This window comes from Stenotrophomonas sp. YJH_SMC_16 (genome assembly GCF_059367875.1).
This window is the reverse complement of sequence record NZ_JCAFRH010000001.1, coordinates 287,913-312,118: the sequence shown is the minus strand read 5'-3', so window position 1 is coordinate 312,118 and position 24,206 is coordinate 287,913. Positions and strand designations below refer to the sequence as shown.

General features: G+C 67.4%; 16 protein-coding genes. 9 read left to right on the top strand and 7 right to left on the bottom strand.

All coding sequences use genetic code 11. The features are described 5' to 3' along the window. Positions 1 to 22: 22 nt before the first annotated feature. Positions 23 to 1,192: an OprO/OprP family phosphate-selective porin gene (locus tag AC5P6E_RS01340; RefSeq protein ID WP_010480815.1), complete on the bottom strand. Its 1,170-nt coding sequence runs from the start codon at positions 1,190 to 1,192 to the stop codon at positions 23 to 25. 330 nt (positions 1,193 to 1,522) lie between these two features. On the opposite strand from AC5P6E_RS01340, the gene AC5P6E_RS01335 reads away from it, so the two are divergent. Next, on the top strand, positions 1,523 to 2,866 hold the full coding sequence (locus AC5P6E_RS01335; protein ID WP_010480813.1) for a dicarboxylate/amino acid:cation symporter: 1,344 nt from the start codon (positions 1,523 to 1,525) through the stop codon (positions 2,864 to 2,866). A gap of 230 nt (positions 2,867 to 3,096) precedes the next feature. Beyond that, positions 3,097 to 5,388: an NADP-dependent malic enzyme gene (locus tag AC5P6E_RS01330; RefSeq protein ID WP_043400158.1), complete on the top strand. Its 2,292-nt coding sequence runs from the start codon at positions 3,097 to 3,099 to the stop codon at positions 5,386 to 5,388. A 418-nt stretch (positions 5,389 to 5,806) separates the two neighbouring features. On the opposite strand, the gene AC5P6E_RS01325 is transcribed toward AC5P6E_RS01330, so the two are convergent. Then, a complete protein-coding gene (locus AC5P6E_RS01325) occupies positions 5,807 to 6,550 on the bottom strand; it encodes a basic secretory protein-like protein (RefSeq protein WP_010480809.1) in 744 nt (247 codons plus the stop codon). Beyond that, entirely contained in the window at positions 6,547 to 9,891 is a 3,345-nt protein-coding gene (locus AC5P6E_RS01320; protein ID WP_235650717.1) for a GH92 family glycosyl hydrolase, read from the bottom strand. The genes AC5P6E_RS01325 and AC5P6E_RS01320 overlap by 4 nt, the downstream gene beginning before the upstream one ends. Before the next feature lie 421 nt (positions 9,892 to 10,312). Here AC5P6E_RS01320 and AC5P6E_RS01315 point away from each other — a divergent pair, with 421 nt between their 5' ends. The 3 genes from AC5P6E_RS01315 to AC5P6E_RS01305 are packed head-to-tail and all read left to right on the top strand — an operon-like array spanning position 10,313 to position 12,953. Then, positions 10,313 to 10,510 carry a zinc-finger domain-containing protein gene (locus AC5P6E_RS01315; RefSeq protein WP_005410967.1) on the top strand — a complete coding sequence of 66 codons (198 nt, stop codon included), beginning with the start codon at positions 10,313 to 10,315 and terminating at the stop codon, positions 10,508 to 10,510. A 15-nt stretch (positions 10,511 to 10,525) separates the two neighbouring features. Further along, positions 10,526 to 11,641 (top strand): glycosyltransferase, encoded by a 1,116-nt coding sequence (locus AC5P6E_RS01310; protein WP_043400167.1) that lies wholly within the window; start codon positions 10,526 to 10,528, stop codon positions 11,639 to 11,641. Then, entirely contained in the window at positions 11,622 to 12,953 is a 1,332-nt protein-coding gene (locus AC5P6E_RS01305) for an O-antigen ligase family protein (RefSeq protein ID WP_010480798.1), read from the top strand. The genes AC5P6E_RS01310 and AC5P6E_RS01305 overlap by 20 nt, the downstream gene beginning before the upstream one ends. A 100-nt stretch (positions 12,954 to 13,053) precedes the next feature. On the opposite strand, the gene AC5P6E_RS01300 is transcribed toward AC5P6E_RS01305, so the two are convergent. Further along, the gene (locus tag AC5P6E_RS01300; RefSeq protein WP_010480797.1) at positions 13,054 to 13,971 is read right to left on the bottom strand and encodes an LpxL/LpxP family Kdo(2)-lipid IV(A) lauroyl/palmitoleoyl acyltransferase; all 918 of its coding nucleotides are present in this window, start codon (positions 13,969 to 13,971) and stop codon (positions 13,054 to 13,056) included. Between the two features lie 60 nt (positions 13,972 to 14,031). Here AC5P6E_RS01300 and waaA point away from each other — a divergent pair, with 60 nt between their 5' ends. Then, positions 14,032 to 15,330, top strand: coding sequence for a lipid IV(A) 3-deoxy-D-manno-octulosonic acid transferase (gene waaA, locus AC5P6E_RS01295; RefSeq protein ID WP_010480795.1), 1,299 nt, complete (start codon positions 14,032 to 14,034; stop codon positions 15,328 to 15,330). A 229-nt stretch (positions 15,331 to 15,559) separates the two neighbouring features. Beyond that, on the top strand, positions 15,560 to 16,780 hold the full coding sequence (locus AC5P6E_RS01290; RefSeq protein ID WP_312661891.1) for an APC family permease: 1,221 nt from the start codon (positions 15,560 to 15,562) through the stop codon (positions 16,778 to 16,780). A gap of 100 nt (positions 16,781 to 16,880) precedes the next feature. On the opposite strand, the gene AC5P6E_RS01285 is transcribed toward AC5P6E_RS01290, so the two are convergent. From AC5P6E_RS01285 to AC5P6E_RS01275, 3 genes are all read right to left on the bottom strand, one after another. Beyond that, the gene (locus tag AC5P6E_RS01285) at positions 16,881 to 18,239 is read right to left on the bottom strand and encodes a TolC family outer membrane protein (protein WP_010480790.1); all 1,359 of its coding nucleotides are present in this window, start codon (positions 18,237 to 18,239) and stop codon (positions 16,881 to 16,883) included. 16 nt (positions 18,240 to 18,255) lie between these two features. Then, positions 18,256 to 18,903: a protein-L-isoaspartate O-methyltransferase family protein gene (locus tag AC5P6E_RS01280; RefSeq protein WP_049398378.1), complete on the bottom strand. Its 648-nt coding sequence runs from the start codon at positions 18,901 to 18,903 to the stop codon at positions 18,256 to 18,258. A 136-nt stretch (positions 18,904 to 19,039) separates the two neighbouring features. After that, positions 19,040 to 19,720: a TetR/AcrR family transcriptional regulator gene (locus tag AC5P6E_RS01275; protein WP_019338820.1), complete on the bottom strand. Its 681-nt coding sequence runs from the start codon at positions 19,718 to 19,720 to the stop codon at positions 19,040 to 19,042. 117 nt (positions 19,721 to 19,837) lie between these two features. Between AC5P6E_RS01275 and AC5P6E_RS01270 the strand changes: the two genes are divergently transcribed. Both AC5P6E_RS01270 and AC5P6E_RS01265 read left to right on the top strand, forming a co-directional pair. Next, the gene (locus AC5P6E_RS01270; protein WP_010480785.1) at positions 19,838 to 20,968 is read left to right on the top strand and encodes an efflux RND transporter periplasmic adaptor subunit; all 1,131 of its coding nucleotides are present in this window, start codon (positions 19,838 to 19,840) and stop codon (positions 20,966 to 20,968) included. A 4-nt stretch (positions 20,969 to 20,972) separates the two neighbouring features. Further along, positions 20,973 to 24,134 carry an efflux RND transporter permease subunit gene (locus tag AC5P6E_RS01265; protein ID WP_495230620.1) on the top strand — a complete coding sequence of 1,054 codons (3,162 nt, stop codon included), beginning with the start codon at positions 20,973 to 20,975 and terminating at the stop codon, positions 24,132 to 24,134. Positions 24,135 to 24,206: the final 72 nt, after the last annotated feature.

The following is a 24,206-nucleotide window of genomic DNA, read 5'->3' as shown; positions in this document are numbered from 1 at the left end:
CCGGGATCTGACGTGGAAGGGGTCAGAAGTGCATCTGCGCGCGCAGTTCGAAGATCTCCGGCGTGCTGTGCACACCACGACGGCTGGCGTCGACCTTCACGTAATTGGCCTGGAACTTGAAGTGGCTGGTCAGGTACCAGTTCGCACCCAGGGTCAGGTCGTGCTGGCGTCCGCCGAGGATGCTGCCATCGTCGAGGTCCATGCGGCTGTAGCGGGCCACCAGTTCCACCGCGCCGTAGTCGTGCGCCGGCTTGATGTTGGCCACGGCACCTGCGTTGTACGGGCGCGATTCGCCGGTCAACACCCAGCTGGCCATCGCGTACTGGCCGCTGCCGGTGTAGTCGGGCTTGCCATCATGGCGGGTGACCGTGGCGCGCAGGGCTTCGGCCTGCAGCGAGAACGGGCCGCGGATCCAGATGCCTTCCAGGCCGGTGCGGCGGATCTGGTCGGCGGTGACCAGCGCGCCGGAATCGACATAGCGGATGTCGGTCAGGCCGGCCTCCGGGCGTGCGCGCAGGCGCGCGCTGGCCTCGTGGTGCACGTCGCGGCCATCGCTGTAGCCACGCGGATTTTCCTGCGAGTAGGCCAGGCCCAGGTGGATTACATCACCCGGCGCCTTCACCGGGGTCCACACCGCACGCACGGCCTGGGTGGTGCCGGGGTTGTCACCCTGCAGGTCCTTGCCGCCATAGGCGCCAGCCTGCAGCAGGTACTGCGGGCGCTCCAGCACCCATTCCACACCCGTGCGGCGGCCGGCGTAGAAGGCCTGCACGGGCAGTGCGGTTTCCAGGAAGCTGCCGGCGCGCGAAGACGTGTTCGCGTCCAGGCCAACCGGGGTCTTCATGTAGCCGAAGCGGAAGCGGCCGATGTCGCGGCCGAAGAAGGCCTTGCTTTCGAAGCGCACGAACACGTCCAGCCAGGTGTCGGACTGGAAGTCGTAGTAGACCATCGCGTCGTAGACGCCCTTCTTCTTCAGCGTCGCGCCGAACTCCTTGCGGCGCACGGCGTCATCGTCCTCAAGGCCGCTGCCCGAGGAAAAATCGTTGTAGTCGTAGGCGATGTTGGCGGTCGCGGCCAATTCGGTGCCGTCGCCGAAGGCGTACCTGGTCGGCCAGTTGTCGAAATCGGCAGCCGAAGCGAAGGCGGGAAGCGCGGCCAGCGACAGGGCCAGCAAGGTGGGAATCGGGCGCATTAGGTGCGGCTCTCTCAGATTGCGTGTGGACAGGACAACAACGGCCGCAAGGGCCGGAACTTTCGCAATGACGCGCCCGGCCGTTCAGCCCGGGCCACCGGCCTCCCCGTGATCGGGCGGTGCGGCGCCAGTGTAGGCATCGCGGCCACCTGAACCGGGGGGCTAGTACCAATAGGTTATCTGCGCCAGCGTGCCCGGCGCGTACAAAGGCGTCCATTGGTCGCACCCCCTGCGCGTGCAGCACAGGGCCTGCGATCAGTTTCCACGGTTACGGTTCCCGTGCAGTCCCGGGGCCGTACGTGCCTGAAAACGCCCCTTCCGGAGTCCGCCATGCACATCCCGACCGCAGCACCGGTGCCTGCAAAGCCGTTGCCGATCTATCGCCAGCTGTACTTCCAGGTGATCGTGGCGATCGTCCTGGGCGCCATCCTCGGCCACTACGAGCCGTTGATCGGCGAGAAGATGAAACCGCTCGGCGATGCCTTCATCAACCTGGTGAAGATGATCATCGCGCCGGTGATCTTCCTGACCATCGTCACCGGCATCGCCGGCATGACCCACCTGCGCACGGTGGGCCGCGTGTTCGCCAAGGCGATGGCGTACTTCCTGTTCTTCTCCACGCTGGCACTGATCGTCGGCATGATCGTGGCGCACGTGGTGCAGCCCGGCGCCGGCATGAACATCAACCCGGCCGAGCTGGATCAGACCGCGGTGCACAGCTACGTCGAGAAGTCGCATGACCTGACCCTGGTCGGCTTCCTGATGGACATCATCCCGAAGACGCTGCTCAGCGCGTTCGTCGATGGCAACATCCTGCAGGTGCTGTTCGTGGCCGTGCTGTTCGGCATCGCGCTGGCATCGGTGGGCGAGAAGGGCAAGCCGATCGTGAACTTCCTGGAGGCGCTGGTCGCCCCGGTGTTCAAGCTGGTGCACATCCTGATGAAGGCCGCCCCGATCGGTGCCTTCGGCGCAATCGCCTTCACCATCGGCAAGTACGGCGTCGGCTCGCTGATCAACCTGGCCTGGCTGGTGGGCTCGTTCTACCTCACCGCGTTCCTGTTCGTGGCGGTGATCCTGGGCCTGGTCTGCCGCCTGTGTGGCTTCTCGGTGTTCAAGCTTGCGCGTTACCTGAAGGCCGAACTGCTGCTGGTGCTGGGTACCTCCTCGTCGGAGTCGGCGCTGCCGTCGCTGATGGAAAAGATGGAACGCGCCGGGTGCAGCAAGTCGGTGGTGGGCCTGGTGGTCCCGACCGGCTATTCGTTCAACCTGGACGGAACCAACATCTACATGACCCTGGCCGCGCTGTTCATCGCCCAGGCCACCAACACCGAACTGACCCTGGGCCACCAGATCGCCCTGCTGCTGGTCGCCATGCTCAGCTCCAAGGGTGCCGCTGGCGTTACCGGCGCCGGCTTCATCACCCTGGCCGCGACCCTGGCGGTGGTGCCGGAAGTGCCGGTGGCTGGCATGGCGCTGATCCTGGGCGTGGACCGCTTCATGAGCGAATGCCGCTCGCTGACCAACTTCATCGGCAACGCCGTGGCCACGGTAGTGGTCTCGCGCTGGGAGGGTGCGCTGGACCGCAACCGCCTGCAGCTGGCGCTGGATGGCCGCGAAAGCGAACTGCCGCCGCTGATCGATGCCGTGCCCGAGGCGCTGCCGGCCAGGGGCTGATCCAGGTGTGTGGTACCGCGGGGCCGATCACGACAGTGGTACGGCCCCGCGGCGTTTCAGGGCGTCCCATGGCTGTCATGGCAGACGCCGAAGCTGGTATCCCGGTACCGTCGCATACGGCACGGAATTGTGCGGTCGCAGCATGCCTGCGACAGGATAGCGACAGGTCCAGACGCTCCAACGGGGGTATCATCCCCTGTCCCTTCTGCCCATTCATGTAACCCACATCGATGTCCAACGAAGATTTCAAACAGGCCGCCCTCGATTACCACCGGATGTCCCCGCCGGGAAAGATCAAGGTTTCCGCTACCAAGCCCATGCTGACCCAGCGCGACCTGTCGCTGGCGTATTCGCCGGGCGTGGCGTACGCCTGTGAAGCGATCAAGGCCGACCCGCAGCAGGCCAGCGAGCTGACCGCCCGCGGCAACCTGGTGGCGGTGATCTCCAACGGCACCGCGGTGCTGGGCCTGGGCAACATCGGCGCGCTGGCCGGCAAGCCGGTGATGGAAGGCAAGGGCGTGCTGTTCCAGAAGTTCGCCGGCATCGATGTGTTCGACATCGAAGTGGATGAAACCGACCCGGACAAGCTGGTCGACATCATCGCCTCGCTGGAGCCGACCTTCGGTGGCATCAACCTGGAAGACATCAAGGCGCCGGAATGCTTCGTGGTCGAGCGCAAGCTCCGCGAGCGCATGAAGATTCCGGTGTTCCATGACGACCAGCACGGCACGGCGATCATCGTCGGCGCGGCCGTGCTCAACGCCATGGCGATCACCGGCAAGAAGATCGAGGAAGTGAAGCTGGCGACCACGGGCATGGGCGCAGCCGGCATTTCCTGCGTGAACATGCTGGTGCAGCTGGGCCTGAAGCCGGAGAACATCCTGGCCTTCGACCGCGAGGGCGTGATCCATACCGGCCGTACCGACCTGGACCCGGAAAAGCAGCGCTATGCGCGCGACACCGACAAGCGCACCCTGGCCGAGATCGTCGACGGCGCGGACATCTTCCTGGGCCTGTCGGCACCGGGCATCCTGACCGCCGACATGGTCAAGACCATGGCGCCGGATCCGGTGATCTTCGCGCTGGCCAACCCGACCCCGGAAATCATGCCGGAACTGGCGCGCGCCGCGCGTCCGGACGCGATCATCGGCACCGGCCGTTCGGACTACCCGAACCAGGTCAACAACGTGCTGTGCTTCCCGTACCTGTTCCGTGGTGCGCTGGACGTGGGCGCGACCGCGATCAACGAGGAAATGAAGATCGCCTGCGTGCGCGCCATCGCCGCGCTGGCGCGCCGTGCGGCCACCGACATGGGTTCGGCCTATGGTGGCGAGACGCCGAGCTTCGGCCGTGAATACCTGATCCCGCGCCCGTTCGACCGCCGCCTGCTGGTGGAGCTGTCGGCCGCTGTGGCCCAGGCCGCGATGGATTCGGGCGTGGCCTCGCGCCCGATCGCCGACATGGGTGCCTACCGCGACAAGCTTGCCCAGTTCGTCTACCGCACCAGCCTGATGATGAAGCCGGTCTACGACCGCGCGCGCAGCGACAAGCAGCGCGTGGTGTACGCCGAAGGCGAAGAGGAAGTGGTGCTGCAGGCGGTGCAGAACGTGGTCGATGACGGCCTGGCGCACCCGATCCTGATCGGCCGCCCGGAAGTGATCGAATCGCGCATCGAGCGCCTCGGCCTGCGCCTGAAGATCGGCGAGAACGTTGAAGTCACCAACATCAACGACGACCCGCGCTTCAACGAATACTGGCAGTACTACCACGGCCTGACCGGCCGCCGTGGCGTGACTGTGGCCGCGGCGAAGAACCTGATGCGTTCGCGCCCGACCCTGATCGCGGCGGTGATGGTGGCCCGTGGCGAAGCCGATGCGATGCTGACCGGCATCGTCGGCCGCTTCCACAAGAAGCTGGGCTACGTGCGCAGCGTGCTGCCGCTGGAGCCGAAGGTCACCTCGACCTCGGCGATGACCGGCGTGATCAACCAGCAGGGCGTGTTCTTCTTCGTGGACACCCACGTGCAGGAAGACCCGACCGCCGAGCAGCTGTGCGAAGCGACCCTGCAGGCGGCCTACCGCATGAAGCTGTTCGGCATCGAGCCGAAGGTGGCGCTGCTGTCGCACTCCAACTTCGGCAGCCATGATTCGAAGGATGCGCTGAAGATGCGCCAGGTGCGCGAGCTGCTGCTCAAGCGCAACCCGCGTCTGAACGTGGACGGCGAAATGCAGGGCGACACCGCATGGGATGAAGCGCTGCGGCAGAAGCTGCTGCCGGGCTCGACCCTGCAGGGCCGCGCCAACCTGTTCGTGCTGCCGAACCTGGAAGCGGCCAACATCGCCTACAACCTGGTACGCGTGTTCACCGATGGCGTGGCGATCGGTCCGATCCTGATGGGCGTGAACAAGCCGGTGCACATCCTGACCACCAGCGCGACCTCGCGCCGGATCCTGAACATGACCGCCATTGCGGCGGTCGATGCGCAGATCCGCAAGCAGATCGAAGCGGAGAAGAAGGCGTAAGCCTTCGTTCCGCTGCGATCTGCAGAAACGCGCCCTTCGGGGCGCGTTTCGTTTCCGCCCAGCGGAAACCGGATCGGGTAGCGCCGGGCCATGCCCGGCGAGCGCGCAGCGCGGCGCTTCTCGCATTCCGCCGGGCATGGCCCGGCGCTACCCGATGAATTGCAGTCCGGCGGTCATTTCCCTGCAACGCCGCTGCGGCCCAATACGCCCACGCGGCCTGGCCGTGGGAAGGGACCGGACCGGCCTTCCCACCCTGGGCCCGACCAACTTTCCATGGGCGAGGGTGTCATGCGCAATCGAGTGACGCGGCGGTACTTCCAGCAGTTGTTCGCGCTGTACGCCGGCTTCGTGCAGTCGCGCTGAGGCCGCGATGCGGTAGCGCCGGGCAATGCCCGGCGAACGTAAAGTGCGTGGGGGCTCAGTGCCGCTTGCCGCGGCGTGCAGGGGCTGGCGGCGGTGCATCCGAACGCGGCTTGGCGTACTGCGCCCACAGCGCTGGCAGTGCCTTGCCGGTGTGCTTCTGCCACAGCGTCGGTGCATAGCGGCCGTCGCGCAGGGCCTTGTCCAGTGCGAGCACCAGTCCCGGGTGTTCGGCGTCGGCCCACTTCAGGAACGCACCGGTCACCCGGTAGCCACTGTCGAAGTTCTGCCCCTTCTCGACCTTGCCCGGCAGTGCCCAGCCCGCGGCGGCATTGTCCATGCCGTAGCGGTCACGTGCGTAGTCGGCGATGCCTTCCACCAGCCAGCCCGGCACCCGCGCGTCGCCGTAGCCCGGATAGCCCTGCACGATGTGCATGGCCTCATGGGTGACCAGGTCGATGTCGTTCGGGTGCTGCGCCAGCCACCCCGGGTTGACGGTGATCGTCGCTGCGTGGTCCTTGTCGCCGACGAAGGCGATGCCGGTGTAGGCCGGATCGATCACGATGCGCACCATCGACGGCGCCGCCGGATGGAAGTCCGCACGTTCGCGCAGATAGGCGAAGAAGAACGTATCGATCACCCGCTTGCGCTGCGGCGCGGCCAGCGCGCCACGGGCGTCCTGGTAGTTCAGCGTCACGCCGTCGCGGGTCAGCTGCGTATCGAACGCCTGGGTCTGGCCGAAACTGGAGAAGGACAGGGCAACAAGGGCCAAGGGCAGAAGACGGAAGCGCATGCCGCTCATTGTACGGTGCCGGCCGCCAGCAGTTCGATCTCCGCCAGCGGCAGCCGTGCCGGTGCCGCCAGGCGCAGGCGGTACTCGCTGTAACGACCGGGTTTGGCGATCCGGAATGGACGGGTCTGGCGGGCGGATTCGAAGTCTTCGCCGCTGCGCTGGTCGAGCACGGCCCAGCTGCCGCTGCCGTTGCGCGCTTCCAGCGTCCACTCACCGCCCTGGATGCGGCCGTCGCCGCTGGTCAGCGTGTACATCGTCGGGGTGCCCTCGGCCAGGCCGGTCAGCGCGATGGTTGCGCCGCTACCCAGGCCCACCGTCGTGCCGGCATCGTCATCGAGCAGCGCGGGCAGGGCACGGCCATCGGCCAGCGTCGCCTTGGTGCCGCTGCCGAGCAGGTCGTGCAGCAGCTGGGGGCGCTGGCCGCGCGGGGTCAACGAGCGCGGCACATCGTCCACGCCACTGCCCCAGCGCGAGGGACGGGGGCCCATCACGAAGTCGAGGGTCGCGCCCTTGGCGATCAGGTCGTGCGGCACCCAGGTCTTCGTCCACGGCGTACCGTTGATCTTCAGCGACTGCACGTAGACGTTCTCACGCGAGTTGTTGGCCGCGTTCACGGTCAGCACCGCGCCACCCTGCAGTTCCACCCGCGCGTGACGGAATGCCGGCGAACCGATCACGTACTCCGGGGCGCCCATGCGCAGCGGGTACAGGCCCAGCGAGGCCAGCACGTACCACGCCGAGGTCTCGCCATTGTCCTCATCGCCCGGGTAGCCCTGGCCGATCTCGCTGCCGACGTACAGCCGCGACAGGATCTCGCGCACATGCTGCTGGGTCTTCCACGGCTGCCCGGCGTACAGGTACATCCACGGGATGTGGTGTGCCGGCTGGTTGCTGTGCGCATACATGCCCATGCGCACGTCGCGCGCTTCGGTCATCTCGTGGATGGTGCCGCCGTAGGAACCGGCCAGTGCCGGGTCCGCGGTTTCCGGTGTGGCGAAGAAGGTATCCAGCTTCGCCGCCAGCTTCTCGCGGCCTCCGTACAGCGCCGCCAGGCCCTCGCCGTCGTGCGCGGCGGTGAACGCGAACGTCCAGCCGTTGGATTCGGTGTAGTCGTGGCCCCACATGCGCGGGTCGTAGGCCTTGGCGTCCACGCGCCAGCGCCCATCGGCCTTGCGGCCCTGGAAGAAGCCTGCGTCCGGGTCGAACATCGTCGCGTAGCTGGCGGCGCGGTGGCGGAAGTAGTCGGCCTCGGTGCTGTAGCGTTCGCGTGCCGCCGGCGTGGCCGCGCGCTTGGCCAGGGCGTCGGCCATGTTGGCGATGCCGAAGTCATTGAGTGCACCTTCCATCGTCCACGACATGCCTTCGTGCACGTCGGCGCTGGCATAGCCACGGAAGGTCGAGCGGTCCATGCCCTTGCGGCCGACGTGGCGGTCAGGCGGGACCACGGTCGCGTTCTTCAGCGCGGCCGCGTAGGCCTCTGCCGGATCGAAGCCGCCGATGCCTTTCAGCCACGCATCTGCAAATGCCACGTCCGAGCTGGTACCGACCATCAGGTCGGCGTAACCCGGCGACGACCAGCGCGCGATCCAGCCGCCGGCGCGGTACTGCTCGATGAAGCCCTGCACCAGCTGGCCGGCATCGTCGGGCGTGAACAGCGCATAGGCCGGCCAGGTGGTGCGGAAGGTGTCCCAGAAGCCGTTGTTGACGAATACCTTGCCGTCGCGCACGGCGGCGTAGCTGCGGGTCGCGCTGCCCTCGGTGTTGTCATCGCTGGCGCTGGCCTGGTTGGCGTAGCGCCACTCCGGTGCGGCGGCGCTGCCCACGTTCTCATGGCCGGAATTCGGGTACAGGAACAGCCGGTACAGGCTGGAATACAGCGTGGTCTTCTGGTCGTCGCTGGCATCGCCGATGTCGAAGCGGGCCAGGCGTGCGTCCCATGCATCCTGCGCACGGCCGGACACGCTTTCCAGCGTGTCGGCCGCGGCGATTTCCAGTGCCAGGTTGTGCCGCGCCTGCTCCACCGAGATCAACGAGGTGGCGATGCGCATGGTCACCCGCCGGTCGCTGCCCGCATCGAACTTGATGTAACCGGTCGGGCGACCGGTGTCGAGGCGCCCACTGCTGCGCCAGGGCTTGTCGAAGCGGGCCACCACGTACATGCGGCTGGCGCCGTTGGACAGGCCACTGCGCGTGTCGGTATAGCCGGACAGCGTCTGCGTGGCGGCGTCCAGAGTCAGGCCACCGCGTGCATCGACATTGTCGAACAGCAGGTTGGCGTCGCCGCCCTCGGGGAAATCGAAGCGGAACAGCGCCGCATGATCGGTCGGCGCGATGGCGGCGGCGATGCCGTTGTCGAAGCGCACGTCGTAGCGGTAAGGGCGGGCGCTCTCGTGGCTGCGATCGAACGACAGCGCGCGCTTGCGGCGGTCGGCCTCCGGCACGCCACGGCTGGCCGAGGGCATCACCTGGAAGGTCTGGCGGTCGCCCATCCACGGGCTGGGCTGATGGCTCAGCGCAAGCGCCTGCAGTTGCGGGCGGTTCTGTGCGTCGTTCTGTTCGTTCCAGCGGTACAGCCAGTTCAGTGCGCCGGCATCGGTCACCGGAGTCCAGAAGTTGAAGCCGTGGGGTACCGCCGTGGCCGGGAAATTGTTGCCGCGCGAGAAGGTGCCGTTGGCCTGGGTGCCACGGGTGGTCAGCACCCAGTCGGAGACGCGTTGCGGCTGTTGTCGCGGCTGAGCATCCAGGCGCACGTCGTCGATCCAGCCGGCGACCGGTGCACCGTCGGCACTCGCCACCTCCAGTTCGATCGCCACCACGCGGCGACCGTTCAGCGCGGGCACGTCGCCCAGTCGCACCGCCTTGCGTGCCCATTGCTGCGGATACAGCGTCTTCGACACGCCCTGCGCGTGTGCGCCAAGGGCTATACCGTGCTGGTCGCGTGCCGCGCCGGCCGAAACGCGGCTGCCATCGTCCAGCAGCAGGTCCAGTGATACATAGGTCGAGGCCACGGTGTCCTTGCCGACGATCTCCGGCAGCACCAGCCACGACAGGGTGGTATCGGCCTCGATCGGCAGATCTGTCTTGAACAGCTCGCGCCGCGCGCTGCCGCCTTCGCTGCTGTAGCGCAGTGCATGCAGGCCGCTGTAGCCCACATTGCGCTTGGCGGCGTAAGGCGCAGCAGGGCCGTTGCCGATCGTGACCTGCAGTGCACCCGCGGCCTGCGACGGGGCAGGTTCGCCGGGCTCGAACGAGGTCTGCAGTCCCTGTGCCAACACCGGCATCGCGGTAGTCGCACAGGCCAGGGCCAGGGCGAGCGGAAGCAGGGCGCGGCGTGGATCGGACAGGGTCATGCAAGGGTCTCCCGGAAGGGCAGGCGGCGGGCAGAACCCGCATCGGCGGACACCACGGACAGCATCGCTCCTCCCGCCGGGATGGCAGTGGAAGAAGCGATGCCGGTCCGGTGGGGGCGGGCCATGCGATCGGGTCGGATTGGGGCAGGCCGGTTCACGACCTGGCCCGATCCTGCAACAGCCGTGGCAACCTGACAAGTGCCATTTAGTTCGATCCAAATGCGGGAAATATCGTTGTCGGCGGTTTCCCGGCGTGATTCTGCTGGTTCGGTCGGGAATTTCCACCGGCACCCCATCCCGAGGTGGCATGCAAGGTCGCAGGGAATCGGCCCGGTACTCGTAAAGACCCGTTGCGGCGCAATGTCGGGGCGGCCCGGATGCTAGAATCACAGGCCTCGCAACCCGTTCATCGACATCCGCCATGAGCCATACCGCCACTGCGCCCGCCAACGCCGAGAAGCGCTACACCGTGCACCGCAGCGATCTGCCGCTGAGCTGCCCGACCCCGGAAATGGCGCTGTGGAACTCGCATCCGCGCGTGTACCTGCCGATCGAAGACGAGCCTAATGGCGAAGCGCAGTGCCCGTACTGCGGCTCCGTGTTCGTGCTGGCCGACTAAGCGGCCGCCCCTTCGATGCGCCGATTGACCGTGGTGCAGTTGCTGCCGGCGCTGCACTCCGGCGGTGTCGAACGCTCGACCCTGGAAATCGCTGCGGCCCTGGTCGCCGCCGGCCATCGTGCGCTGGTGGTCTCCGCCGGTGGCCGCCTGGTGCAGCCCTTGCTCGATAGCGGTGCCGAGCACCTCACCCTCGACATCGGCCGCAAATCGCTGCTGACCCTGCGCCACCTGCCGACCCTGCGCCGCCTGTTCGCCGAGGTTGGCGCGGACATCGTGCATGCCCGTTCGCGGCTGCCGGCCTGGCTGGGCCTGTACGCGATCCGTGCCATGCCCGCCGCACAGCGCCCGCACTGGGTGACCACCGTGCATGGATTGAATTCGCCCAGTCGCTACAGCGCGGTGATGACCAGCGGTGAACGCGTGATCTGCGTGTCCAACAGCGTGCGCGACTACGTGCAGCGGCACTATCCGACAGTTCCCGAAGCGAAGCTGCAGGTGATTCCGCGCGGCGTCGATGTCGCACAGTTTCCGCGCGTGGCCCGCGCCGACCGCCGGCCACGACTGGCGCTGGCAGCCGACTACCCGTGGCTGGCGCAGGTTGAGGGCCCGCTGCTGCTGTTGCCGGGGCGGGGCACCCGGCTGAAGGGACATGCTCATGCGCTGCAGTTGCTGGCGGATGTGCGCGCGGCCGGTGTACCGGCACAGCTGTGGATGCTGGGCACCGATGAACCGGGCCGCGAAGCCTACGTGGCCGACCTGCGCCGGCAGGCCGCTGCTTTGGGCGTGATGGATGCCGTGCAGATCAGCACACCGACCGCGCGCATCGCCCAGGCCTATGCGGCCAGCGATCTGGTGCTGCAGCTGTCGGACAAGCCCGAAGCATTCGGCCGTACTGTGGTCGAGGCGCTGTCGGTGGGCCGCCCGGTGCTGGGCTGGGATCATGGTGGCGTCGGCGAACTGCTACGGCAGCTGCAGCCCGCTGGCGCGGTGCCGCTGGGCGATGCACGCGCGCTGGGTGAACGTGCGCTGGCCCTGCTGGCGCAGCCGCCGTCCTTGCCGACCCGCATCCCGTTTACCCTGCAGGCCATGCAGCGCGATACCCTCCGCCTCTATGCCGACCTCGCCGGCTGACCCCGCCGTCACCGTGCGCGACGACCGCGCCGGACGCTGGGCGCCCTGGTGGGTGCTGGCGTACGTGGCGATGTGGCCGTTGCCGGGCATCGCCGAAACCATTCTCGGTCTTGGCGCGGTCTACGCCGCCGCGCGCATGGTCATGCGCCGACTGCAGCGTCGTCCGCACCTGTTGAGCACGGCAGCGTGGGCGCTGACCTCGATCCTGTTCCTCGGCTATTGGCTGCCGCAGGCGTTCTCGGCGTTTGATGCGATCGATCCAGCAGCGTCGTGGACGAAGGCGGCCGCCGGCCTGCGATACCTGCCCTTCATGTGGCTGGTGGCGATCGCGGTGGCCACGCCCGAACGGCGGCGGCTGACCTTCGGTGGCCTGGCGCTGATCACCGGCGCATGGACCCTGGATGCGCTGGTGCAGGCGCTGGCCGGAACCAGCCCGTGGTTCTGGTCGCTTGAGCAGCTGAAGCTTGCGGTGAGTGGTCACCCGTTGTGCCCGGCCACTGAGGCGGCCGTGGTCGATCGCCTCAGTGGGGCTCTCGGGCCGTGCAACCTGAAGTTCGGCCAGGTCCTGGCCAGTCTCTCACCGTTCCTGTTGTTGCCGCTGGCGCGTCGCTTTGGCAATCCGGGTTGGGTACTGGCCGCAGCGGCGCTGGGCTGCGTGCTGCTGCTGGCCGGCTCGCGCGCATCGTGGATCACCTTCGCGCTGGTGCTTGCCTACAGCGGCGTGCGCCAGTTCGGCTGGAAACGGTTGGTGCTGCTGGCGCTGGTCGCTGTCCTCGGTGCGGGCGCGCTGACCGCCAGCGTGCCGCAGCTGCGCGAACGCTTCGCGCGAACGGCGTTGGCCTGGGATGGAAGCGAGCGCGGTGTCGACGAGGCACTGTCAGGGCGTGCGCGGATCTGGGACGCCGCGGCCTGCATGATCGAGCAACATCCGCTCAATGGCGTCGGTGCACGCGGCTTCCGCGATGCCTATCCAGCCTGCGTGTCTGGCGACGAACCGGCGGTGTGGGGCGATGCCCCGGCGTTGCATGCCCATCAGATCGTGCTTGAAATCCTGGCGGAAACCGGCGTGCTCGGCCTGCTGCTGTGGTTGGCAGCCGTGGCCCAGGCCTGGCGGGCCTGGCGCTATGCACCGATGGCCGCGCGTGAGCGGGCCCGCCCGGCGATGCTGGCGCTGGCGGTCACCGTGTTCCCGCTCAACACGCATCTGGCGTTCTATTCCGCGTTCTGGGGTGGCCTGACCGTGCTGCTGGCGGCGTTGTTCGCCGGCAGCCTGTTGGCCCGCGAATCGGATGAATCTCCGCCGATGCAGTAGTTGCCAACCTTGGTTGGCGCCTCGGGACCGGCCTCGGTTCATCGGCGCCAGCCAAGGTTGGCGACTACCATGAGCACGCCGGCCCTTCCACCGCATCCCGTTATTTGTAGAAATCGCTCCGCCCGCCCGGCTGGCGCTTGAAACGGCGGTGGATCCACAGGTACTGGTCGGGGGCCTCGCGCACCATCTCCTCGATGGCCTGGTTGACCCGCGTGGTATCGGCTTCCACATCCTCGCTGGGAAAGTTCTCCAGCGGCGCGCCGATCTTCAGGAAGTACTTCCCGCCCTCGCGGCGGTGGAAGTAAGGAATCACCGCACAACCGGTCATCCGCGCCAGCTGGTGGGTGGCGGTAATGGTGGATGCGGTATGGCCGAAGAAGGGCACGAACACGGTGTCCTTGCCGCGCATGTCCTGGTCCGGCGCGTACCAGAGGAAGCCGCCCTTCTTCAGGTGGCGCACGGTCGCGCGGATGTCTTCATTGGCGAACATCGCCTTGGCATAGCGCAGGCGGCCGAACTTCACCGCCCACTCGTACACCGGGTTCTTGTGCTTGCGGTACATGCCTGAAAGATCGACGTAGTCGCACAGCAGGCGGCCGCACATCTCCAGGGTCATGAAGTGGCCGGACACCAGCAGCACGCCGCGGCCTTCGGCCTGCATCTGCCGCAGATGCTCGAGGCCTTCGATCTTCACCTGTGGGCGGATGCGGTCGATGCTGCCCCACCAGGCGCGGATGCACTCGAGCACACCCACGCCCAGCGCGTCGAAGCTGTCGCGCACCAGGCGCTGGCGCCAGGCCTCGTCCTTCTCCGGGAAGCACAACTTCAGGTTGACCTCGGCGGCGCGACGGCGGCTGCCGAGCAGGCGCCAGCTGATCCAGCCGACGCCACGGCCGAGCGCACGCTGCAGCATCCACGGCAGGCGGGCGATGGCGAAGGCGCCGAGCATGGCGGTGAACATCGGCCAGTTGCGGGGATCGCGCAGCGACGGGCGGATGGCGGTGGTGGCATCGGACATGGCGCCATTCTACCAACCCGGCTGCGTGTCTTTCCCGGGGGGCTCCCGTATCCTTGCCGCATGCGTAAAGACCCTGTCGAATGGATCCTGCGCGGCCTGTATTCGGCCGTGCTCTACATCCTGCTGCCGATCACCGTGTACCACCTGGTCTGGCGCGGTTTCCGGGTCCGTGAATACTTCCGGCGCTGGGACGAGCGCTATGCCTCGTATCCGCAGCCGACCGGCCAGCCGCGGGTCTGGCTGCACGCGGTCTCGGTGGGCGAGGTCAACGCCGCCGCGCCACTGGTCAATGCCCTGCGCCAGCAGCGTCCGGACATCCGCTGGGTCATCACCACCATCACCCCGACCGGTTCGGAGCGCGTGCGCGCGCTGTGGGGAGACGCGCTGGACCACGTCTATCTGCCGTACGACGTACCGGGCAGCGTCAACCGCTTCCTCGGCCACTTCCAGCCCAGCCTGGCGCTGATCCTGGAAACCGAGCTGTGGCCGAACATGCTGTTCGGCTGCCGCGATCGCCGCATTCCGGTCTACATCCTCAACGCCCGCCTGTCAGCGCGCTCGCTGCGCGGTTACCGGGTGCTGGCGGCGCTGATCCGCCGTGCGCTGCGCACGGTTACCTGCGTGGCCGCGCAGTCGCAGGACGACGCCGAGCGCTTCGTGCAGCTGGGGGCTGCGCGGGAACAGGTGCAGGCGCTGGGCAACCTCAAGTTCGATATCGCCACGCCGGATGTGCAGGGCTTCGTCGAGCAGTTCCATGCCTGCGTGCCCGCCGGGCGCCCGGTGTGGATCGCGGCCAGTACCCACGATGGTGAGGAGCAGGCGGTGATCGACCTGCATCGGCGCCTGCGCCAGCAGCACCCCGACCTGTTGTTGCTGTGGGCACCGCGGCACCCCGAGCGCTTCCCGAAGGTGGAGGCGCTGGCGCGCGAGCAGGGCTGGAACGTGGCGACCCGTCGCGCGAAGCAATGGCCGGAGGCCGGCACGGATGTTTTCGTCATCGACACCCTGGGTGAGCTGATGCCGTTCTATGCCTGTGCACAGGTCGCCTTCGTCGGCGGCAGCCTGCAGCCGATCGGTGGCCACAATCTGCTGGAACCGGCGGCGATGGGCACTGCCGCTGTGACCGGTCCGCACCTGCACAACTTCGCCGAGATCTCACGGCGCATGCGAGAGGCCGGTGCCTTGCTGATCGGCGAGGACGTGCAGGCGGTAGGTGACCTGCTGCAGCACCTGCTGGGCGACGCCCAGGCGCGCGAGGACATGGCCCGTGCCGGTTGCACGCTGGTCAGCAATGGCCGCGGTGCCCTGCAGCGCACGCTGGCGCTGGTCGCGCCACATCTGCCGCCGCCGCGCAGCTGAGCCGGGCAGCAACACCGCCAGGGCGGATGCTACGCGGACCGACTGACGTGATCGACTGCATCAATTCTGCTTAGCAGCCGGATTCCTGTCGCAGCAGGACCGGATGCGTGGCTGCGAACGTGTTTGTGGTCACATCGCGGTGCGCACAGTACGGATTCTGATACCGCCACTTGGCGCACGCTGCCAGCCTCCTGTCGACCGCGCTTGTGCGGATTCAAGAGGGCTTGCGATGGACAGCGATAACCGCCGTGGCCGGCACGCGCTGCTGGGAATGGATCACTTCGCGATGGTGGCGTTGACCCTGCTGCTGGGTGGCAGCGTGATCGCCCTGGTTGGCCAGTACACCGCCGCCCAGGCGGGTCCGGCCATCGTACTGAGTCTGCTGCTGGCCGCACTGGGCACGGCGCCGATGCTGTATTGCCTGCACGTGCTGAACCAGCAGCAGCCCGCAGCCGATGGCCTGCACGGCCTGCTGCGGGCCGCTTGGGGCACGGCAGCCGCGCGGCTGCTGGGTACTGCACTGCTGCTGGAACTGGTGATGACCAGCGCCGGCGTGGCGCAGTCCACGGCCAGCCACGCGCGTGCCGTGTTTGCCAGTCGCGGTATTGAAACCGGCAGCGCGCTGCCGGATCCGGTGATGGCCGTCACCAGTCTGCTGGTGCTGGGTGCGTTCGTGCTGCTGCCCCCGCGTCGCATCGCGCTGACGGTCTGCGTGTTGTTGACGGTGAAGATCGGTGTCGGGCTGTTGCTGTTGGCGCTGGCGGTTCGCCACGTGCACTACGCCAACTGGATTCCGTGGCTGCCGGACGCCACCGCGCCCTATCGATTCGGCCCCGGCGGGGTGCTGGCGGCAAGCGTGCCCTTGCTGGGGGTGTTTGCCAGTGTGGGGCTGGCACTGGGATTTCCCGGACGTGGCCGGCAGGCGCGCACGCGATCACCCGGGCTGCTGGCGGCCGCGCTGCTGCTGGCGATGCTGCTGCTGATCATGCTGGCCGCGTTGCAGGCCGGCCTGGTCGAGTTCCCGGTATTGGACAGTACGCGGCCGTTGTCGGTGGCATTGCAGGGCCTTCCGCAGTTGCAGTGGCTGCTGCCGTTGCTGCCGCTGGCGGGCATGGCCGGGCTGGCAGCACTGCTGCTGGTGCTGTTGTCGCTGGCCGCACACCTGGCAGCGCAGCTCCGGCCTGTGGCCGGTGATGAAGCGCCCGCGTTCCGGACGCGGCTGATACCGGTCACCGTGGTGCTGACGGCGGCGCTGCTGGCCTTGGGAGCGCCGGTCGGCGCCTTGCCGGTGCTGCCGGGTCCAGCAACCCTGCTGGTGATGGCGGCCTTGTGCCCGGCGGCACTGCGTGTCCGTGCGCCGATGCCGGGTGCTGCAATGGTGCTTGCGCCCCTGGCCACGGCGCTGTGCGTGCTGGCCGCAGTGGAACGGGCAGGCGCGTGGCCGGGCTGACGGCCGGCAGATCTGCGCCATGCGTGGGTCGGGCCGTACGCGCCGCCCACAAAAAAGCCACCCTCGCGGGTGGCTTCTTCGTTGCCGGCAGGGCGACGACTCAGTGCGTGGTCGTTGCCGGGTTGCCGGCGTCCTGGGTCAGCAGGCGGTTCACGTCCTGCAGCTCTGCCACGTCCAGCGCACCCAGCGACTGGCTCAGCAGCAGGCGGTTCTGCAGGAAGGTGTAGCGGGCCTGGGCGTAGTCCAGCTGCGCCGAGAACAGGATGCGCTGGTTCTGGATCACGTCCAGCACGGTACGGGTACCGACTTCCAGGCCAACCTGCGACGCGTCGTAGGCACTCTGCGCCGAGACTACCGCAAGGCGGCGGGCCTCCACTTCGCTGATGCCCTGCACCAGGGTCTGGTAGGCATTGCGGGTGTTGCGGTCCAGGGCACGCTTCTGCTGCTCGTAGCCATCCTGGGCGATGTCACGCTGGGCCAGCGCCTGGCGCACGTTGGACTGGGTGGCACCGCCAGCGAAGATCGGCACGCTCAGGGTCAGGCCGATGCTGTTGGTGCGCGCGTCCGGCGACAGCGAGCCGGCGCCGGTGCTGTCACCCCAGGTCGCGGTCTTGCCCCAGCTGCCGCCCAGCGACAGGGTCGGGTAGTGGCCACCACGGGCGGCCTGCACACCAGCTTCGGCGGCACTGACCTTCAGTTCCTGCGCCTTCAGCGCCGGATTCTGGGTGGTGGCCTGGTGCACCAGCTCGTCGATGTTGCCGCGGTTGGCCGGCACTTCCGGGCGGAAGTCCGCCGGCAGGCCACGCAGGTTGACCACCGGCTGGCCGGTCAGTTCGGTCAAGGCTTGGTAGTTATCGGCCAGGGTGTTCTGCGCAACGATGGTGTTGGCGCGCGCCTGGTCGTACTGGGCGCGGGCTTCGTGCACGTCGGTGATCGGCGCCAGGCCCACTTCCAGGCGCTTGTCGGCGAAGTCGAACTGCTTCTTCGCGGCCGCTTCGTTGGTCTGTGCGGCGTTCAGCGATTCGATCGCCACCAGCACGTTGAAGTAGGCCGCCGAGGTGCGCACGATCAGGCTGTCGTTGGCCGAATCGAGGGTGAAGTCCGCCGCCTTGCTCAGCTCACGCTGCGAACGCAGGTTGTTGATCTGGGTCCAGTTGAACAGCGTCTGGCTGCCATCGATCGTGTAATTGCGGCGCTTGTTGGTGAACGAGCCGGAGTTGATGTCGGCGTTCGGCTCGCTGCGCGTGCGGTTCAGCGTGGCCTGGCCGTTGATCTGCGGCAGCAGGGCGGCGCGCGCCTGCACGGCGCCTTCCTTGTCGACCAGCCGGGTCGATTCGGCGGCGGACAGCTGCGGATCGCCGTTGCGCGCCATTTCGTAGACCTGCAGCAGGTCGGCGGCATGGGCGGACAACGGCAGCAGGGCAGTGGCCAGCGCAACAGCGAGGGATCGGCGGATCATTGCGGCTTCCTTGGACTCAGAGGTGGAACTGGGGTGCCGGGGCGGCACCGCGCAGGTAATCGATATCGGTCTCGAACAGGGACTCGGTGCTGCCGTCGGCCTTGACCAGCAGGGCCTCCATCGCCGGCGAGCGGCCGTGGATCACGAACAGGCGACCACCCGGACGCAGCCACGAGGCGAACTGTGACGGCACCACGTCGACCGCACCAGTGACACAGATCACGTCAAAGCGGCGTTCGGTCTGCCAGGACAGGGCGTCAGCCACTTCCACGCGGACGTTGGTGCCCAGGCCGGAAGCATCCAGGCGGGCACGCGCGGCGGCGGCCAGTTCCGGGTCGATCTCCAGGCTCAGCACGTCGCGCGCCAGCGCGCCGATGCAGGCTGCCAGGAAGCCGCTGCCGGTGCCGATTTCCAGCACTTCGTCACCCGGCTGCAGATCCAGTGCCTGCAGGGTACGGCCCTCGATGACCGGCTTCATCATCTTCTGGCCATGGCCGATCGGCAGTTCGACATCGGCGTAGGCCAGCGCCCGGTGTGCATCGGCGACAAAGGCCTCGCGCGGCAGGCGGGCCAGGACGTCGAGCACCTTGATGTCCAGCACGTCCCAGGGACGGATCTGCTGTTCCACCATCAGTTCGCGGGCGTGGGCGTAATCAATCGTCATGAGGTTCAAATCCAGCGCAGTGGGCCGGCCATTTTACCGGTGCCGGAGGCCGGCGGCGCGCCCAGAGCATCAGCTGCCGGGTGGCCGGGGTCGCAGTGCCGGAAGTCATCGCGACCTCCGGTTCGTTCAGTTTTGGTTATTCAGCCGTCCCGGCCCCTCGCGGCGCATAGGCGCGCAGGAAGAAGTCGATGCTGGCGGTCACATGGGCAAGAGGGTCGCACTCCACCGGTGACAGTGGCATGCCGCACATCATATGCATGTGCACTTCGCCCTTGACCAGGGTCAGGAACTGCTCGCCAGCCAGCGAATAGTCGGTGATGTCCAGTTCGCCGCGCTCGGCGCGTGCCCGCAGGAAGTCAGCCAGGGCCTCGCAGGTGCGCTCCGGGCCTGCCTTCCAGAACAGCTCGCGCAGGCGTTCGTCGGTCTCCGGCGCCATCATCATGCGCTGGATCGAGATCGCCGCGTCGGAGGTGATCAGTTCGAAGAAGGCCAGTCCGATGCCGATCAGCTGGTCGCGCAGCGGGCCGTCCGCGTCGGCCACGAACAGGGCATCGGGCAGCATTTCAATGCACTTTGACTGCACGGCCTCGGAGAACAGGGTCTCCTTGTCGCCGAAGTGGCTGTACACGGTCAGCTTCGAGACGCCGGCCTGGGCGGCAATGGCGTCCATGCTCACGCCGGTATAGCCCTGTTCGATGAACAGTACCTTGGCTGCTTCAAGGATCGCCGCGCGCTTGCCCAGATCCTTGGGGCGCCCGGGTCCGGCGGCCTTGGCAGCAGGCTTGGCCGACGGCTTGCGGGAAGTGGAAGAACTCATCGCAACAATACTAGACCAAGCGGTTCGATATTTATACTATACCGGCCGGTTTATTAAATTGGGCCGGCAGTCGCGGCTCCCCCTTGTTGCAACCCTGCGTTTTCAGGACGTTGACCGATGAAGATCGTGCGCTGGATGGGCGGTATGGTGTGGGTGGCTGCGCTGGCAGCCTGTTCGGGACAGGAACAGGCGCCGCAGGCGGCCGTGCCGGTACTGGTGGTTCACCCCGGCGAACAGGCCGGACAGGCGCCGGCGGCGTTCCCGGGCACGGTGCGTGCCCGCCAGGAAAGCCCGCTGTCGTTCCGCGTCGGCGGCAACCTGGTCAAGCGCCATGTCGATGCCGGGCAGCGGGTAAAGAAGGGCGACGTGCTGGCCGAGCTGGATGCAGCCGACTTCGCATTGCAGGCCCGCGCTTCGCAGGCGCAGCTGGCCGCAGCTGAAGCCGACCTGGTGCGTGCCCGCGACGACCTCAAGCGCTACCAGGTGCTGGCCGACCAGCAACTGGTCAGCCGTTCGCAGCTGGACCAGCAGTCCGCCGCCTTCAAAGCGGCGCAGGGCCAGGCCAACGCTGCCCGCGCCAACCTCGATGTGCTGCGCAACCAGGCCGACTACGCGCAGCTGCGCGCACCGGCTGACGGCGTGATCGCCAGCCGCGAGGCCGAGGCCGGGCAGGTGGTGTCCGCCGGACAGACCATCTTCAACCTGGCCGCCGATGGTGGCCGCGAAGTGCTGATCGACCTGCCCGAAGCCACCATCCGCGACTACGCGGTCGGCCAGCCGGTCGAGGTGGAGTTGTGGAACCGCCCGGGGCAGCGCCTGCCAGGCACGATCCGCGAGATTGCCGCCGCCGCCGATCCGCAGGCACGCACCTACGCGACGCGGGTCAGCCTGGCCGCCGATGCGCTGGCCGATGTCGAGCTGGGCCAGAGCGCGCGCGTCTACAGCAGCGCCGGCCGCCACGGCACCCTGCAGCTGCCGCTGGGCGCACTGCAGCGCGGTGCCAACGGTGCCGCCAGCGTGTGGGTGGTTGATCCGGCCAACAGTACGCTGAAGGCCGCAGCGGTCACCACTGGGGCGTTTGGCAGCGAGACGGTGCCGGTACTGTCCGGCGTGAACGCGGGTGACTGGGTGGTTGCTGCCGGCGGCCACCTGTTGCGGGCGGGCCAGCCGGTGATCGCGGTGGATCGTCAGAACCGCCCGGTGCTGAAGCCGGCTACGCCGGCGGCTGCCGCCAAGGCCAAGGAGTAAGCCGGTGCGCCGCTTCAATCTTTCCGAGTGGGCGCTGTCCAACCGCCCGCTGGTGCTGTTCGCGATGCTCGCCTTCGCCCTCATCGGCGCATGGTCGTACAAGCATCTGGGCCAGTCCGAAGACCCGCCGTTCACCTTCAAGGCGATGGTGGTGCGCACGCTATGGCCGGGCGCCACCGCCGAGCAGGTCTCGCGGCAGGTGACCGAGCCGATCGAGAAGGCGTTGATGAACACCGGCGAGTACGAGTTCATCCGCTCGTACTCGCGCCCGGGCGAATCGCAGGTCATCTTCATGGCCCGCGACAGCCTGCGTTCCAGGCAGATTCCGGACCTCTGGTACCAGGTGCGCAAGCGCGTGGGTGACATCCGCCCGACGCTGCCGCGCGAGATCGTCGGCCCGTTCTTCAACGATGAGTTCGGCGATACCTACGGCAACATCTATGCGTTGACCGGCAAGGGCTTCGACTACGCGGTGATGCGTGACTACGCCGACCGCATCCAGCTGGAACTGCAGCGCGTGCCCGACGTCGGCAAGATCGACCTGGTCGGCCTGCAGGACGAGAAGGTGTGGATCGAGCTGTCCAATACCCGGCTGGCCACGCTGGGCGTGTCGATGCAGCAGGTGCAGCAGGCACTGGCCGACCAGAATGCGGTGACCGGCACCAGCTTCTTCGAGACCGCCACCGATCGCGTGCAGCTGCGCGTGACCGGCCAGTTCAACGACATCGAAGCGATCCGCCAGTTCCCGATCCGCGCCGGTGACCGCACCGTGCACCTGGGCGACATCGCCGAGGTCAAGCGTGGCTTCGCCGATCCGGCGTCGCCGAAGATGCGCTTCATGGGTGAAGAGGCGATTGGGCTGGCGGTGGCGATGAAGGATGGCGGTGACATCCTCAAGCTCGGCGCCAACCTCGATGCCGAGTTCGAACGCCTGCAGAAGACCCTGCCGGCCGGTATGCAGCTGCGCAAGGTGTCCGACCAGCCGCAGTCGGTGGAAGAGTCGGTCGGCGAGTTCGTGCAGGTACTGACCGAGGCGGTGGTGATCGTGCTGCTGGTCAGCTTCTTCTCGCTGGGCCTGCGCACCGGTCTGGTGGTGGGCGTGACCATCCCGCTGGTGCTGGCGATGACGTTCTTCGTCATGCACTACTTCGACATCGGCCTGCACAAGATCTCGCTGGGTGCGCTGGTGCTGGCGCTGGGCCTGCTGGTGGACGATGCGATCATCGCGGTGGAGATGATGGCCACCAAGATGGAACAGGGTTACGACCGCCTGCGCGCGGCCAGTTTTGCCTGGGAATCAACTGCGTTCCCGATGCTGACCGGTACGCTGATCACGGCGGCCGGCTTCCTGCCGATCGCTACAGCGGCATCGAGCACCGGTGAGTACACCCGTTCTCTGTTCCAGGTGGTGACCATCGCGCTGGTGGTGTCGTGGATCGCGGCGGTGCTGTTCATCCCGTACCTGGGCGACAAGATGCTGCCGGACCTGTTCAATCCGCAGCCGCCGAAGCCGGGCAGCCTGTCCGCGCGCTGGCATGCCAAGCGCCAGCAGTGGGCCGACCGCTACCCCGCGCTGGCCAACCTGATCGCGCCGCCGCAGCACGGGCATGACCATGATCCGTACCAGCGCCCGTTCTATCGCAGCTTCCGTCGCTTCCTGGATACCTGCCTGCGCCGGCGCTGGTGGGTGATCGCCGCGACCATCGCGTTGTTCATCGGTTCGCTGATGCTGTTCCGCTTCGTGCCGCAGCAGTTCTTCCCGGATTCGACCCGGCCGGAATTGATGGTGGACATCGAGCTGGCCGAGGGCGCGTCGCTGCGCTCGACCCAGGCCCAGGCCGAGAAGCTGGAGAAGCTGCTGTCCAGCCGCGAGGGCATTGCCAACTACGTCTCCTACGTGGGCACCGGTTCGCCGCGCTTCTACCTGCCGCTGGACCAGCAGCTGCCGGCCACCAACTTCGCCCAGTTCGTGGTGCTGGCCAAGGACATCAAATCGCGCGAAAGCACCCGTGACTGGCTGCTGCACGAAGTGATTCCGAAGTTCCCGGACGTGCAGATGCGCGTGACCCGCCTGGAGAACGGCCCGCCGGTCGGCTATCCGGTGCAGATGCGTATTTCCGGCGAGCACATCGAGAAGGTGCAGGCGATCGCGCGCCAGGTCGAAGCCAAGGTGCGTGAGAACCCACACGTGATGAACGTGAACCTGGACTGGAGCGAGCCGAGCAAGGTAGTGCGGCTGGTGATCGACCAGGAGCGCGCCCGCGCGCTGGGCGTGAGCAGTGCCCAGGTCAGCCAGTTCCTGTCCAGTTCGCTGGCCGGGCAGTCGGTGAGCGTGTACCGCGAAGGCAACCGCCAGATCGAGATGCTGCTGCGTGGCCCGGCCGATGAGCGCAACCAGCTGGAGCTGCTGTCCAGCCTGTCGATGCCGACCGCCAACGGCGGCAGCATCACGCTGTCGCAGGTGGCGACGATGGAGTATGGCTTTGAGGACGGCATCATCTGGCACCGCAACCGGTTGCCGACGGTGACCGTGCGTGCCGACATCAGCGACGGCATGCAGCCGCTGGACGTAGTGCACCAGATCCTGCCGACGCTGGACGGGATCCGCGCTGAACTGCCCAGTGGCTACCTGCTGGAGACCGGCGGTACGGTGGAGGATTCGGCCCGTGGCCAGAACTCGATCAAGGCCGGCATGCCGCTGTTCCTGGTGGTGGTGGCCACGCTGCTGATGCTGCAGCTGCGCAGCTTCTCGCGTGCGGCGATGGTGCTGGTAACCGCGCCGCTGGGCATCATCGGTGCGACGTTGTTCCTGCTGCTGTTCCGCGCGCCGTTCGGCTTCGTGGCGCTGCTGGGCACGATTGCACTGGCGGGGATGATCATGCGCAACTCGGTGATCCTGATCGACCAGATCCAGCAGGATATCGATGCCGGGCATGATCGCTGGCATTCGATCATCGATGCCACGGTGCGCCGTTTCCGCCCGATCGTGCTGACCGCGCTGGCGGCGGTGCTGGCGATGATTCCGCTGTCGCGCAGTGCGTTCTATGGCTCGATGGCGATTTCGATCATGGGTGGCCTGATCGTGGGCACGGTGCTGACCCTGGTATTCCTGCCGGCGCTGTATGCGGCATGGTTCCGGGTGAAGCCGGACGAATCCGGGGCATAACGCCCCGGGTTCTACGGCCACCGCCTCTGGTAGGTGCCAACCTTGGTTGGCACTGCGGCTTGCATCCACGCA

Coding starts and splice junctions, on each gene's coding strand:
- AC5P6E_RS01285 (WP_010480790.1), bottom strand. CDS start 18,239: ATGATCCGCCGATCCCTCGCTGTTGCGCTGGCCACTGCCCTGCTGCCG.
- AC5P6E_RS01325 (WP_010480809.1), bottom strand. CDS start 6,550: ATGAGCGGCATGCGCTTCCGTCTTCTGCCCTTGGCCCTTGTTGCCCTG.
- AC5P6E_RS01340 (WP_010480815.1), bottom strand. CDS start 1,192: ATGCGCCCGATTCCCACCTTGCTGGCCCTGTCGCTGGCCGCGCTTCCC.
- AC5P6E_RS01270 (WP_010480785.1), top strand. CDS start 19,838: ATGAAGATCGTGCGCTGGATGGGCGGTATGGTGTGGGTGGCTGCGCTG.
- AC5P6E_RS01290 (WP_312661891.1), top strand. CDS start 15,560: ATGGACAGCGATAACCGCCGTGGCCGGCACGCGCTGCTGGGAATGGAT.
- AC5P6E_RS01330 (WP_043400158.1), top strand. CDS start 3,097: ATGTCCAACGAAGATTTCAAACAGGCCGCCCTCGATTACCACCGGATG.
- waaA (WP_010480795.1), top strand. CDS start 14,032: ATGCGTAAAGACCCTGTCGAATGGATCCTGCGCGGCCTGTATTCGGCC.
- AC5P6E_RS01315 (WP_005410967.1), top strand. CDS start 10,313: ATGAGCCATACCGCCACTGCGCCCGCCAACGCCGAGAAGCGCTACACC.
- AC5P6E_RS01280 (WP_049398378.1), bottom strand. CDS start 18,903: ATGACGATTGATTACGCCCACGCCCGCGAACTGATGGTGGAACAGCAG.
- AC5P6E_RS01305 (WP_010480798.1), top strand. CDS start 11,622: ATGCCGACCTCGCCGGCTGACCCCGCCGTCACCGTGCGCGACGACCGC.
- AC5P6E_RS01320 (WP_235650717.1), bottom strand. CDS start 9,891: ATGACCCTGTCCGATCCACGCCGCGCCCTGCTTCCGCTCGCCCTGGCC.
- AC5P6E_RS01300 (WP_010480797.1), bottom strand. CDS start 13,971: ATGTCCGATGCCACCACCGCCATCCGCCCGTCGCTGCGCGATCCCCGC.
- AC5P6E_RS01275 (WP_019338820.1), bottom strand. CDS start 19,720: ATGAGTTCTTCCACTTCCCGCAAGCCGTCGGCCAAGCCTGCTGCCAAG.
- AC5P6E_RS01335 (WP_010480813.1), top strand. CDS start 1,523: ATGCACATCCCGACCGCAGCACCGGTGCCTGCAAAGCCGTTGCCGATC.
- AC5P6E_RS01310 (WP_043400167.1), top strand. CDS start 10,526: ATGCGCCGATTGACCGTGGTGCAGTTGCTGCCGGCGCTGCACTCCGGC.